At 35.9% G+C, this 13,478-nt stretch carries 14 protein-coding genes, 1 pseudogene and 1 riboswitch; of the genes and pseudogenes, 4 read left to right on the top strand and 11 right to left on the bottom strand.

Going from position 1 to position 13,478, the window contains the following annotated elements; all coding sequences use genetic code 11:
* Window positions 1-35: 35 nt before the first annotated feature.
* From LS41612_RS12325 to nikA, 5 genes are all read right to left on the bottom strand, one after another.
* On the bottom strand, window positions 36-833 hold the full coding sequence (locus LS41612_RS12325; RefSeq protein ID WP_024361744.1) for an ABC transporter ATP-binding protein: 798 nt from the start codon (window positions 831-833) through the stop codon (window positions 36-38).
* Window positions 834-844: 11 nt separating this feature from the next.
* Entirely contained in the window at window positions 845-1,624 is a 780-nt protein-coding gene (locus tag LS41612_RS12320; RefSeq protein WP_024361743.1) for an ABC transporter ATP-binding protein, read from the bottom strand.
* Between the two features lie 10 nt (window positions 1,625-1,634).
* Window positions 1,635-2,447 carry an ABC transporter permease subunit gene (locus tag LS41612_RS12315; protein WP_024361742.1) on the bottom strand — a complete coding sequence of 271 codons (813 nt, stop codon included), beginning with the start codon at window positions 2,445-2,447 and terminating at the stop codon, window positions 1,635-1,637.
* Window position 2,448: 1 nt separating this feature from the next.
* A complete protein-coding gene (gene nikB / locus LS41612_RS12310) occupies window positions 2,449-3,402 on the bottom strand; it encodes a nickel ABC transporter permease (RefSeq protein WP_024361741.1) in 954 nt (317 codons plus the stop codon).
* Window positions 3,403-3,474: 72 nt separating this feature from the next.
* A complete protein-coding gene (gene nikA, locus LS41612_RS12305; protein ID WP_024361740.1) occupies window positions 3,475-5,088 on the bottom strand; it encodes a nickel ABC transporter substrate-binding protein in 1,614 nt (537 codons plus the stop codon).
* 146 nt (window positions 5,089-5,234) lie between these two features.
* Window positions 5,235-5,427, bottom strand: a riboswitch (cobalamin riboswitch).
* Between the two features lie 477 nt (window positions 5,428-5,904).
* Here nikA and LS41612_RS12300 point away from each other — a divergent pair.
* Window positions 5,905-6,180 (top strand): YqhV family protein, encoded by a 276-nt coding sequence (locus tag LS41612_RS12300; RefSeq protein WP_024361739.1) that lies wholly within the window; start codon window positions 5,905-5,907, stop codon window positions 6,178-6,180.
* A 338-nt stretch (window positions 6,181-6,518) separates the two neighbouring features.
* Here LS41612_RS12300 and LS41612_RS12295 read toward each other — a convergent pair whose 3' ends face one another.
* Together LS41612_RS12295 and LS41612_RS12290 are read right to left on the bottom strand one after the other, a co-directional pair.
* Window positions 6,519-7,232, bottom strand: a complete 714-nt coding sequence (locus tag LS41612_RS12295; RefSeq protein WP_024361738.1) for an SDR family oxidoreductase — start codon at window positions 7,230-7,232, stop codon at window positions 6,519-6,521.
* A 30-nt stretch (window positions 7,233-7,262) separates the two neighbouring features.
* Complete coding sequence (locus LS41612_RS12290; RefSeq protein WP_024361737.1) at window positions 7,263-7,814, bottom strand: NAD(P)H-dependent oxidoreductase; 552 nt, start codon at window positions 7,812-7,814, stop codon at window positions 7,263-7,265.
* A gap of 322 nt (window positions 7,815-8,136) precedes the next feature.
* Here LS41612_RS12290 and LS41612_RS12285 point away from each other — a divergent pair, with 322 nt between their 5' ends.
* Window positions 8,137-8,475 carry a winged helix-turn-helix transcriptional regulator gene (locus tag LS41612_RS12285; RefSeq protein ID WP_024361736.1) on the top strand — a complete coding sequence of 113 codons (339 nt, stop codon included), beginning with the start codon at window positions 8,137-8,139 and terminating at the stop codon, window positions 8,473-8,475.
* Between the two features lie 272 nt (window positions 8,476-8,747).
* Here the strand turns inward: LS41612_RS12285 and LS41612_RS12280 are convergent.
* From LS41612_RS12280 to LS41612_RS12265, 4 genes and pseudogenes are all read right to left on the bottom strand, one after another.
* A pseudogene (locus LS41612_RS12280) lies at window positions 8,748-9,565 on the bottom strand (SPL family radical SAM protein).
* A gap of 22 nt (window positions 9,566-9,587) precedes the next feature.
* A complete protein-coding gene (locus LS41612_RS12275) occupies window positions 9,588-10,121 on the bottom strand; it encodes a methylated-DNA--[protein]-cysteine S-methyltransferase (RefSeq protein WP_024361735.1) in 534 nt (177 codons plus the stop codon).
* On the bottom strand, window positions 10,105-10,731 hold the full coding sequence (locus LS41612_RS12270) for a bifunctional transcriptional activator/DNA repair enzyme AdaA (protein WP_024361734.1): 627 nt from the start codon (window positions 10,729-10,731) through the stop codon (window positions 10,105-10,107). Before LS41612_RS12270 ends, LS41612_RS12275 begins: the two co-directional genes overlap by 17 nt.
* A gap of 86 nt (window positions 10,732-10,817) precedes the next feature.
* The gene (locus LS41612_RS12265) at window positions 10,818-11,531 is read right to left on the bottom strand and encodes a 2OG-Fe(II) oxygenase (RefSeq protein ID WP_024361733.1); all 714 of its coding nucleotides are present in this window, start codon (window positions 11,529-11,531) and stop codon (window positions 10,818-10,820) included.
* Window positions 11,532-11,709: 178 nt separating this feature from the next.
* On the opposite strand from LS41612_RS12265, the gene LS41612_RS12260 reads away from it, so the two are divergent.
* Together LS41612_RS12260 and LS41612_RS12255 are read left to right on the top strand one after the other, a co-directional pair.
* Window positions 11,710-12,621, top strand: coding sequence for a DNA-3-methyladenine glycosylase family protein (locus LS41612_RS12260; RefSeq protein ID WP_024361732.1), 912 nt, complete (start codon window positions 11,710-11,712; stop codon window positions 12,619-12,621).
* 478 nt (window positions 12,622-13,099) lie between these two features.
* The gene (locus LS41612_RS12255) at window positions 13,100-13,465 is read left to right on the top strand and encodes a hypothetical protein (RefSeq protein WP_024361731.1); all 366 of its coding nucleotides are present in this window, start codon (window positions 13,100-13,102) and stop codon (window positions 13,463-13,465) included.
* Window positions 13,466-13,478: the final 13 nt, after the last annotated feature.

Genomic DNA, 13,478 nt, shown 5'->3' with positions numbered 1-13,478 from the left:
TCTTTTGATTTATACTTCACTATTTCATCTTGTTACTATTTCATTTTATTTCTTTCCCGTGGATGCGATGGCAAAATTGCATTGTAAAGTTCTTGAGAAACGGGATGTTGACATGTTTGTCCTTTCTGGATTTCCTCCATAAGCTGACCGTGTTGCATAACTAGTATTCGATCAGACATAAAATGTGTCGCCTGTAAATCATGGGAAATGAAAATATATGCTAGCTTTCTTTCTTTTTGTAGTGTTTGAAGTAACTGTAATATATGTTTCTGAAGTATCATGTCTAGACTACTAATTGCCTCATCCAATACGATTAACTTAGGATTTAAGGCAAGCGCTCTAGCAATGTTGATACGCTGCTGTTGTCCTCCACTAAGCTGTGCAGGATATTGTTGGGCAATGGTGTTCGCTAATTCCACACAGTCTAGTAATTCCATCACTTTATGTTTTCTTTCTATTTTGCTGTAATGTTCGAAATTAAGTAATGGTTCCTCTAATATTTCAAAAATCGTTTGCTTCGGATTAAATGAATCGTAGCTATTTTGAAAGACAGCCTGCAAATCTCTCCGTACCATTTTTTTATCCTTGCTTGTTGCTTCGTAAAGATTGACACCTTGAAATAAAACCTCACCATTTGTTGGTCGCTCAACACCTAAAATAATGCGACCTAATGTACTTTTCCCTGAACCACTTTGCCCAACTATGCCTAAACACTCGCCCTCTCGAAGTGAAAATGACACCTTTTGTATTATAGGTGCTTCCTGCTTTCTTCTAAACATAAACTGTCTTTGAGAATAGTACTTCTCAATATTCTTCACTTCTAGTAGTGTCATATTTTTCACCTCTAAAAAGTAATTCTTGATTGTAAAAGTTTTTTTGTATAAGGATGCTGAGGGGCATCAAAAAAATCAAAGACATTTGCCTGCTCAATAATTTCTCCCTTATACATTACGGCAACATCGTCAGCCAGTTCAGCAATCACACCTAAATCATGAGTCACAAGAATAATAGCAGCCCCCGTTTCTGAGCAAATACGATCAAATAATGTTAACACTTGTTTTTGATTGACTGTGTCTAGAGCTGTCGTTGGCTCATCTGCAATATATAGGGTGGATTGTATCGCCAATGACAAAGCAATCATCACTCGCTGTAACATGCCACCACTTAATTGAAATGGATAATAGTGCAATAGCTCATCTGCGTTGGGTAAATTGACCTTATACATGGTATCAATTGCAATCTGTCTCATTTCTTTTTTAGTCATCACAAAGTGAGCTTTTAATGTTTCTAGGAAATGCTTTTCAATTGTTTGAATACTATCGAAGGCAGTGGCTGGATTTTGCATAATCATAGACAAATGCCTTCCACGATAAGCTCTTAATGTAGAAGCTGTCATAGCCAGTAAATCTTTTTGTCTATATAGAACTTGACCTTGTGTAATCTGCGCCAAAGATGGGAGTGTTTGCATCATGGCATGGCAAAGCATTGTTTTTCCACTACCACTTTCCCCGATAATTCCTAAGACACGCCCTTTATAGGCAGTCATATTAATAGAGGACAATACATTTTTTTCGCCGATTTTCACCGTTAAATCTTTCACTTCTAACACTTTCTCTTTGTCCATAACTTCCCCTTTACTCAAATTTCTTCAGACTACTTGCTAAACGATTAAACAATAGAACAACCAGAACAATGGCAAGTCCCGGATAAAGCATTAATTCAGGATGTTGGCGAATGTACTGCTTCCCTTCGTTCACCATCATTCCCCATTCAGGGATGGGGGCCTGTACGCCAAGTCCGATAAATGAAAAGCCGGCAATTTCCAAAATGACTTTCCCTACATCCAGTGCAACCATTGTTACGATGATAGGTAGCACATTGGGGACATAATGACGTACGATTAAACCGACTCCTGTAGTTCCACTAATTCTAGCTGCTTGAATAAATACTTTTTCATTCATCCCTATAAATAAGCTTCTTATCATTCTTGAATAATAAATAAGCTGCGTAAAAATAAGTGCAATTAACACATTTTTCAAACTTGGACCTAATAAACCTAAAAGCCCAAATGCTAGTACAAGTGTAGGAAAAGCTAATAAAATATCACATATCCGAATGAATAGGAAATCTATCATACCTCCTTTTAAAGCAACAAATGCTCCTAGAAAGATAGCTAGTATAATCGCTATCATTTGAATTAAAAGAGCTGATCCTAAAGAATAGCGAATACCTAAAAGTATTCGAGAAAAGACACATCTTCCTAAATGATCTGTTCCTAATGGATATTGCCAAGTAGGAGCTAAAAATCGCCTTGTAATATCGACTGCAAAAGGGTCATGGGGCATTAATAATGGTGCAAAAATCCCCAACAAACCAATGATTACAAGTATTGTTAAACTAAACGATTTTTTATAATTTACATGACTTAGTTTCTTTACTAGACTCACTTCAATCTCTCCTGCCCTTCATCATCAGGTGAGGATCCAATACCCGATGTAATACATCGGCGCATAAATTAGAAAGTACATAGATGACGGCAATAATTAGAACATAGCATTGAACAACCGGGTAATCCCGATTAATAATCGATTCAATTAAAAACCTACCGAGTCCTGGCCAACTAAAGACTTGCTCCACAATTACCGCACCACCGAGTAAATTACCAAGTGTCAAGCCCAGCATCGTAGTCAACGTTATCGCAGCATTTCTCATTACATGTTGCATGAGTATGACAGAATTTTTTAATCCTCTTAACTGAGCGTATTGAACATAATGCTTATGCAATTCTTCAATAATCGTTGCACGAATTAACTGAACAAATAATCCAATTGTCGGTAAGGCTAGTGTTAGCGCAGGTAAAACAAGATGAGCAAGTGTCCCCTTCCCATTAGTCGGGAAAATACCAAATTTTAAGCTAAATAGATACAGTAATAAAAAACCTAACCAAAATGTTGGAATTGATACACTCAAGATAGAAAACAATCTAATTATTTTATCGATTATGGCACACTTATACAGTGCGCTTATCATACCTAATGGGATACTAAAAACAAGAATGAGCACAAATGCAGCAACAGCCAATTCGATAGTTGCTGGTAATTTAGCGAATAGCTCATGTGCCACTGGTAATTTACTAACAAAAGAAGTACCAAAATCAAACTGCAAAACTCCTATTAACCATAGCAGATATTGAATAAGTAAAGGTTTGTCTGTCCCAAGTTCCTCACGTAATGCCTGGATTGCCTCTTCCGTTGGCGTAACTTTAGCCAATCTTAAAATAACCTCCGCAGGCTCTATTGGAACGAAGCGAATAAATACAAACGTCAATATAGATACCCCTAATAATACAAACGGTAACGTTAAAATTCTTTTTAAACAAAACATCCATGTCGATTCGTACATGCTGTCACCTCCTACCCAATCCTATGATAAAGAGAGAGCTGTCTTTGTAAGACACTCTCTCTTCTACTTGTATTACTCTGTATCCATTTGTGCATATGGAATATCATATTCAGATGCACGAGGCACAAAATCCTTCATATATGGTTGATAAATCACGTTATTTGTTTCATAAGATATCGGATAGAAAAGTGCTTGATCATGGAACATAGTTAAAATATCCGTATAGAGCTGCACTCGTTCCTCTTCATCTGTTCCAACTAATAATTGGTGAATTTTAGTATCAATTTCTTTGGCGTTTGGTAAACCTAATTTTGCTTCATAAACACCACTAGCATTTGGTGTAGCTGATTCATTAGCAAAGCCATGTGGATCTGTTGGTGGTCCGTTTGTACGCCAAAAATTAATATCCACCTGATTATCCATTAATTTTTGAAGGCCAACCATTACATCTGCACCTTCTAGATTCAACTGTACCCCTATTTTTGCTAGTTCCCCTTGCATCAACTCAGCCATTGGTTTTTGAATGGCATCTGTTGCGATATAGATTAAATCCAATGATAATGGTTGTCCGTTTTTTGAACGAATTTTATCGCCCTTTTGTAATGTCCACCCAGCTTCATCAAGTAGCTGTTGCGCTTTTTCTGGATTATACAAGATTGGTTCTAAATCAATATTGGCAAAAGGAATTGCATCCCAAAATAGTGTGTCGGCCACTTTTTCTGTACCATGTGTAATACTATCAACCATTTGCTCCTTATTGATAGCATATTGAATGGCTTGACGTACCTTTAATTCTGCTAACGGTCCTGACTGCGTATTGAATAATAACGCTTTTGTAGACAATGGTTCAGAGGTAGCTGTTTTATATTTGTCACTATCTTTTAAATACGAATAGTTATCTAAACTAATGATGCCACGACCATAAATTAAATCTAACTCTTCGTTTTCAAATGCCAACGAAATCGATTCAGAATCAGGGATGATTTTTACTTTAATTTGTTCTAAGAGAGGTTTTTCCCCCCAATAGTTTTCGTTGCGACTAAATAAAGCATATTCATCTTTTTTGTAATCTGTTAATACCCATGGACCTGTACCAACTGGTGCTTTGATGGAATCTTGCGTCGCATCTCCTTCAGGGAATCCGTTATCCCCTAAAAAACGGAATGGACGTACAAAGGCCAGTTCGTTTAATACTGGATAATAAGGTTCATCTAATTGCAAACGAATTGTATAATCATCTTCTTTTACAACCTCAACAATATGGTTGACCATGCCCATCCAAAAATGTATTTCCCGATTTGCTAGTATGGCATCGAAGTTACGAATGACATTATCCGCATTAAAAGCAGTTCCGTCTGAATACTTAACGTCTTTTCTTAAATGGAAAATGTAAGAAGTCTTATCCTTTGAAATGTCCCAACTTTCTGCTAGCTTAGGTGTAATAGTCCCATCATCGTTATACTCAACCAAAGATTCGTAGACCATTGCTTGTGCAGTCATTTGATTAGGTAAATATGTATGAGGGTTTAATGGACCGACATCTAAAGGCCATCCAATCGTTATCATTTTTTCGTCATTTGTTTGTGTTGTTGTTTTTCCCTTTTCTGTATTAGTGTTTGTACAACCTGCAAGAACACTGAAAGTCAAAAAAAGTACAAAAGGAAGTAAATACTTTGTCAATCTCATTTTCTGTCTCCTATCTCCTATCTTGGTTCAAAAGCATCTACTATTAGATAAAAGAAAGCATAAAAAAACCTTATTCAAAAAGAATAAGGATAGATAAGCTTACAAAAAGTAAGTCTCCATCCATCTCCCTATCTTTCGTAGATCATCAATGAATCTTCTTACAAGCAGGCATTCTGGCTCATGAATCATTATTTTGTTTCACCTTCACGAGTAATAACTCTGTGTCAATGGAAACAAAACTCCTCATTTACAGTTGCGGGACAGCATGGGATTTACACCCATTTTCCTTTTAATTGAATGAAAATTCATTTCACTCAAACTTGTAATAATTGCTATGAAATTAGTATTAAACATAACATGCACGAAAGTTTACGTCAATTTTATTTTCAGAATATAATAAAATAAGAAAAATCTTCATTATTTTATAAACTTGCTGAGTGTATTCATTTAACTAAAAAAGACCATTGTTCCAAAAGAGAATAAGGCTGACGTTTTATTAAATATCTACTCCAAATATAAAATTTTAAAAATCTTAGCGTAGCCTTCCAGTCTCATTTGATAAACCTCTCTTTAAGTACTATCTTCCCTAGGATTTTACAATACAGAAAATAGATTTATAAAACTGATTGTATTAATAAATTTTTTGCACTTTTAACTAGATAATCAACATAGTAATTAATACTATCAAGCATACGATTACAAGCATATCTCATACGAATGATACATATAGTGATGTTAGTATTTCATTCAAACAGAATTCTATAATTAGACTGAGATGGATTTATAAGATATGCGAATATTATCGATAAAGATAGGATGATGACCATTATTGAAAAATCGGTTCTAGCTATGGTTATTTTACGTGTATTGTCTGGGAGTATTGAAGTAAGTGCTGGTTTGTTGATGCTAAAGTTGAACAATTTAGAAAAAGCATTCTATATTAATACAATGCTTGCATTGGTTGGTCCAACAGTTTTAATCGTAACAACAGCAATTGCATTATTTGGACTAGCTGATAAAATTCCTGTGGCGAGAATTATTTGCTTATTTACTGGAATTACACTTATCATTGTTAGCTCACATATAAAGTAATAGGGACATTTCGTTCTAAATCCTTGTTATGTATTAGCCATCCTGAACAATATCTTTACTGTTCAATAATTTGCTGTAGCGTGTGACGACGCTACTTTTTTTATGTAAAAGTCACCTCTACCTAACAAATTGAGATTACGTGTACAGCACGCAATTATTCATTTGTGGAGTTGGTGCTTAAAATCGTCCACACACTGTTGTAAAAAAGAATACTAACTAAACACCTCCGCGTTAATTGATATATACAATACTCGTTAGTCAACGCGAAAGGTGTTTTATTTGTTAGGTCAGTTTTAGTTCTACAAAAGTTTGTTTAAGAAATATATTCTGCTGCAGTCTTAAGTTAACATGTGGCCGCCTTCTACATGAAGAACCGTTCCAGTCACGAAACTATTTTGTAGCAAATATAGTACGCTTTGTGCAACATCATCAGCTCGCCCTATTCGTTTCACAGGGAGTTTATTTTCAACTGTATTATAGAAGTGATTCCGTGCTTCTTCAGGCATTTTGCTACGGGATGGTGTATCAATTATACCTGGTGAAACGATGTTTACTCGGATAGGAGCAAGTTCTAATGCCAAAGTCTGACCTAAATTGGAAATAGCCGCATTAACGGCACCTAGTATTGCTGAGCCCACCATAGCCTTGTAGGCTACAACGCCAGAAAATAAAATAATTGATCCGTTTGGTGAAATGTTAGAAGCACCGTATTTGGCTGCATAATATTGTCCCCAAAATTTGTTTTCAAACAGTTTTCGTGCTTGTGCTGTATCCGTTTGGAGGAATGCCCCGCTGGATGTTTCTGCCGCGCTTATCACCAGATGATCGACATGACCAATCTTTTCAAAGAAAGATTGTACTTGCTGTTCTTGTGTTGTATCTAGAATATAAGTTGTTGCCCTAACTCCTAATTGCTCTTTTGCCTTCTGCAATTTCTCTTCGGAGCGACTGGCAATGATTACTTCTGCCCCTTGCGCTACTAGCTGTTTAGCTGATGCCAAACCAATCCCAGAGCTTCCACCGATAATTACAACTTTTTTATCTTTTAACATATTTCTCTCCCCTTATTCGTTTACATAAGTTTAAAAATTCAATATCTCTTGCAGGTGTAAATCAAGTTCGGATACAAACTTTTCAATCTTTGGATTTTTGACTACGTCATAACAAGAGAAACTCTTTAATGGTTTCATTCCGAGAAATTTCTGTATAAGATGTAAATGCATTATTGCATCTTCTAGGGTATTCCCTTCAAAAAATTCACTTGGATTGTTAAATGCTTTTTCAGGGGCATTCCAGGTAAGCGAAAACATATATTTCTTTTCAGTCAACAATCCACCTTTCCCATACTCATCAGCACCCCTAAAAAATAAACCATAGGCATATACTTCATCCATATACGTCTTCAATAAGCCGGGGACACTGAACCAATAAATAGGTGTTTGATAAATGACAATATCAGCCCATATAAATTTTTGTTGTTCTTCTTCGATTTTATATCCGTTTTGAATAATTGTTGTTTTTACATTGTTCTTTTTTTCTAAAAAACTAACCATTTTGTTCATCAATGTTTGGTTCAAATTCCCCTCAGCTGAACTGTATTTCTGATGACCGTTAATAATAAGTATATTTTTCATCTTTTTCTGGCTCCTTCAATTCTGTTATCTCTTAAAACAAACCTAGTGTCTTGCCAATGTTCTACTAACCGTTTGCTACAGCGGGAAAAATCCCTTAGTGTTGTACAAATAGTAATAGCAACTGTAGCTTATTTCGTTGATTTCTGACAATAATTTTGAGCACCTCCTCAATTAAGGATGAAATTAATAAATACAATGATATTATAAATATAGTAACTTCCTTTAGGGAAGTAGTGATATTTAATTCATTAAGTTTCTGAAAGTATACTATTGTGCTATGATGAGGTAAATTGCTCAAAAATTTTGAGGGAGGATGTTTCAAATGAGTGTGATTGAGCCAGTAGTGTTGACCAAAGGAGTACCAGGTGAGGCTTGCCCCATTGCGAAAACACTCGATGTAATTGGAACTAAATGGACATTTTTAATAATTCGCGATTTACTTATAGAAGGAACAATGCGGTTCAGTGACCTATTAAAATCTATGGATGGAATTAGTCCGAAAACACTTTCCCTCCGTCTTAAAACACTAGAAGATCATGGGATTTTGATTAAAAAGGTTTTCCCAGAAGTTCCCCCTCGTGTGGAATATACGTTAACAGACAAAGGAAAACAGTTGGAAGGTGTTTTCATTGAATTAAAGCGATTTGGATTAAATTTATAAATAGTTTAAACAAGTCATGCTTTACATTTTGGTCTGTTAATATATTGTAAAAAAAGTCGAACATACAAATTTGTATGTTCGACTTTTTAATGCACTATCTGATGCGCCACACCCATTTCCATACTTTCAATAACTAGAAAGTTGTGACAAAAGTAATTATATTAGGGTAGATTACTACACATTGCTTTTACGGATTTTTCCATAAAAATTACACTGTAAAACGTTTCCGTATTTGCAAAGCTCCATTTGTGATAGCCAATGTGCTATTACTTTTACGGCTCAAATCCTGCTTGACTTAGATAAACATCACTTTCTGGAAAGATTTTAATCAATCGATTATAGACATTATTTATTACATGTGGTCCGTACCAATCTTCTAAACCAAGTTGGGCATATTTCTCCTCCATGCCAAGTTTTCTTGTGCGATTTCCTCCACTGCCATCTCCTAAAAAGTAGTCATCCAAACATATTCGATCGACGAATGGTTTCAATTTCTCAGGAAAATATTCCCCACTTGGTAAAATGGGGGCTATAGCCACTTGGGTCGGGATTTTGTTGGCTGCTAATGTTTCTAATGTCTTAAAACGCGCCTGAATTGGTGGTGCATCTGGCGTAAAATGTTTACGTATTGTTTCGGAATCTGTCTCAATCGTTACACTTACTCGAACTTTCTCTTTAAATTGCTGTAGCAAATCAATATCACGGCTTACAAGAGGGCTTCTAGTTTGCACTAAAAGGAAGTCTGGGGATCTGCGACCATCACTTCTAGTAAGGACCTTGTCACTTTTTCCTTATACTCGATTGGCTGATAAGGATCTGTACTTGATGACATAAAAATGGTCACATTTCCTTTAGCTTTGGCGCGCTGAAGCTCCTTTTTTAATAAATTTGCAGCTCCGTTTTTTATATCGACCCAATTGCCCCATTCACCATCTCGAAAAAGTGCCACAGGCATTGCTCGTACATAACAATAGGAGCACCCAAATGAACAGCCTGTATAAGGATTTAGTGAATGCGTATAGCCAGCAAGAAAACCAGTTCCTTTATTCAGAATCGTTTTTGGATTTTTATAGAATAATTCACTTTTCATCACCGTCCCCCTCCATTCATAATTACTCGTAGCTAGTTGAAGTTCCCTTTTCTAACTCTAGGAGCTGTGTTTTCATTTCTAATCCTCCTCGATAGCCTGTTAATGAGCCATTCTTGCCAATTACCCGATGGCACGGTACAGTAATTAATACTGGATTGGCTCCAATCGCTGTGCCAACCGCGCGCACAGCTGCTGGTTTATTAATAGCATTGGCAATTTCTGAATAGGATTTCGTCTGTCCATAAGGAATGTCACAAAGTGCATTCCACACTGCTATCTGAAATGGTGTTCCTACATAATCAAATGGCAGAGTAAATGTTTTTCGCTTTCCTTGTAGGTATTGAATCAATTCAACCATATAGGGTTCTAGCTTTTTATTATCTTCAATTAGTGGACTTCCTGGAAAGCGCTTCTTGGCCCATTCGATTAACTCCTCGAATGCGCTGTTCTGTGAACTTACATATACTAACCCTTTAGAAGTGGAAGCAATATAAAAATGCCAATCTTCAAATGTTAGTAAAGCCCAATAGAGCGTTGTTTTATTGTTTGTTACCACTATCTTTTCCTCCAGTTATATGCATTTGTCGAAATTGTGCTGGTGTCAATCCAGTTTTCTTTTTAAATAACGTAATAAAATAAGGCGTATTCATCATTCCTACACAGATGGCGATATCTCCGATGGCTTTATTTGTTTGCATTAATAATTGTTTAGCCTCATGTACGCGAACTCGTTGTATATACTCAACCGGTGTTATACCCTTAATTTTTTTAAATGTGCGATGCATGTGATAGGGACTCCCATGGCAAATTGTAGCTAACGATTCTAGGGTTAATTTTTCTGTGTAATTTTTATCAATGTAGGCAGTAATTAGCTCGACCCATTCGCTATCAGGTAATTTTTCATTAGTTGGCTTGCAACGTTTACAAGGCCGGAAATTTGCGCGTAGAGCTTGTTCTGCGTTTTGAAAAATACAGACATTTTCTTTTTTCGGGACGCGCGATTTACAAGATGGTTTACAGAAGATCCCTGTTGATTTGACAGCATAGAAAAATTGATGATTATACGTTGGATCATTATTTATTATTGCTTGCCACTTTTCATCTGTTATCTGTTCCATATCATTTGAAGTTTTATCATGAGACTCGTGATTGAACCTATCTAGCATTACGCTCACCTCTCTTTACACTATACTCCTTAGAAATTCCCAATGTACAATGCTTGAAGTTGAATAGCAAGATATTGAAGTAGTTTTTATGTCGCATCATGAAAAATGATTCCAAGACCAAAACGTTCCCCGAAAGTAACTGTACTTACTCCGTGACGAACCTTATTTTTGTAATACCCTTTTTGACCAAGAACAACTCTATAGTTCGTAGGGAAAATGAGCGCACTGCCTTGAGCTAAAGTAATAACATGTCCTCTACTTTGAGCACGAGGAATTTGTTCCACTAATAGCGATTCTCCACCGCAAAAGTCTTTTTCACGTTGATTTAAGACAAAGACTACTTGAAATGGGAAAAATATATCGCCGTATAAATCTTGATGCAAACAATTAAAGCCCCCTGTTTCATACTTTAATAGTAAAGGTGTTGGTCTTGTTTGCTCATTTTCTTTACAGATGGTCAAAAAATCTTGAAGGTTGTTGGGAAACTGTGCTGTTTTTCGTAAATACCCCAACCAACGATTCGCTGTTTTTGACAATTCTACATAGAAGACCTCTCTTAAACTTTGGACGATATCAGGTAGTGGATAGGAAAAGTATTTGTACTCCCCATGGCCAAAGCGATAGCGTTTCATATTGATTGTTGTTCTGTACGGCTCTTTCTCAAGATACAACGCTTTTAGAAATTCACATTCCGCCTTTGTTAAAATCACTGGAAGCTTTGCAAACCCTTGTGCATCTAATTCATTTTGAATGGTGTCCCAATCTAAGTTTTCCACTCTTGTTTTAATATCTTGAACCATTGTTACGCCCTCCTATTCGCATTCTTGATAACTAACACTATAACCGCATCAGTAGAAAAACATAAGGTGTTTAGAATGTAATAGCAAGATAACAAAATTCATCTCGATTATGATATGGTAAAGTAAATTTTTATCGTGTATGTTCCCTAATAATAAGTTTGTAGAGGAGAATGCAAAAGTGAGCTGGCATGAAAATAATGATGAGATGGTCATTCCATTACCTAACCATTTCGATATGAATGCAAACCTAAACTATCTATTACGAGAAAAAAATGAATGTCTGTATGAGGTTGAGAACAATGTTATTACAAAGGTTATTGCGATAGGAGAAATGCGCTCCTTAGTGCAGATTAGCGTAAGCCAACATAACCAAATGATTGTTCAATTCCTAAATGATTCTAGACCGAATGATAAGCGGATACGACAACAAATTGTACACTATATTTATGAATGGTTTGACCTTGAGAACGATTTAACGCCATTTTACGACATGGCAACTACAGACCCATTACTTGAAATGCCCGCCCGAAAATTTTATGGATTGCGTGTAGTCGGCATTCCTCATTTATTTGAAGCTTTATGCTGGGGCGTTATAGGGCAACAAATTAATTTAGCTTTTGCTTACTCCTTAAAGAAACAATTTGTAGAAAGCTTTGGCGATTTTATCGAATGGAGAGGTAAAAAATATTGGGTGTTCCCAACGTACGAGCGCATTGCACAGTTAACACCATCCGACCTAGCAGATATCAAAATGACGGCAAAAAAAAGTGAATATATCATTGGTATTGCCAAATTGATGGAAAATGGTACATTATCGAAGGAAAAATTACTGGCAATGAACTTTAAAGATGCCGAAAAAAGCTTAATTCAAATACGCGGCATCGGTCCATGGACAGCCAATTACGTGCTGATGCGCTGCCTGAGATTCCAAACAGCTTTTCCAATTGATGATGTTGGTCTGATTAATTCGATAAAAGTATTACGTAATATGACGCAAAAGCCTACAAAAGATGAAATTTTAGCACTATCAGTCAACTGGAAAAATTGGGAATCATACGCTACCTTTTATTTATGGCGTGTTCTATACTGAAAAATTCTGATTATAGTTTCGTATCAGATACGGAATCATCTATTTTTTCACCTTGTCGCTTATAAAGTTGTATATAATCCGATTTGATAGTGCTTTACTATGGTGGCACATAATGCACTTCAACATGACACTATCCCTAGCCCACGTTCACTTAATCATAAAAAGGCTTGTAATTATGACAGAACCTTTTCATTTGTCAAAGCAATTGTTGCGCATGTGGAACTACAGGTTAAATTATGATTTTTTATTTGTATATGGCTGATTTGTTTATAAGATTGATTAAAAGCTATTCGAACTGACTATGGAAAAGCATCAGTAAACGCCATTGAAGATAAGGCTTAAGCAACCAACTGTATCTACCTTATTTACATGCTTTAAAAATTTTTTCGTACATAGGTTGTTTTTTTAAAACGATTTTTCCTTTATAGATTGTTCAATTGAACAACAAACAATTTAAAAATCTAGGAGGGAATAAATTATGACATGTTACGAAAATAGTGTTAACACATCACAGGGCAAAAGAGCAAAGCTTTTTGTTTGTGCAAGAAACAATAGTAGCTATGTTGACGTATCGCTAAGAGGACAACCAGGCGACACTAAAGTGATTCGAGGCTATATTCAATTAATCTTAGAAGAAGCGAATCAGTATGATGCTTGGATCCAGGTTTCTTCCCAAAATGAAGGTTTATGGGCAGATTCTACAGTAAAAGACAAGACTGCGCGAATTGTCCACTCTTATTATCCTGGAAAGAGCATCGTGCGAGTTATTGTGAAAATCTATTCTGATGCAAATTACAAATACCTAATTGATATAGCATCCACAAATGCTTTCATACGACAATGAAAACTAAAAAATT

The organism is Lysinibacillus sphaericus (assembly GCF_002982115.1).
Classification (GTDB): domain Bacteria; phylum Bacillota; class Bacilli; order Bacillales_A; family Planococcaceae; genus Lysinibacillus; species Lysinibacillus sphaericus.
This window is presented reverse-complemented; position numbering and strand designations above follow the sequence as displayed.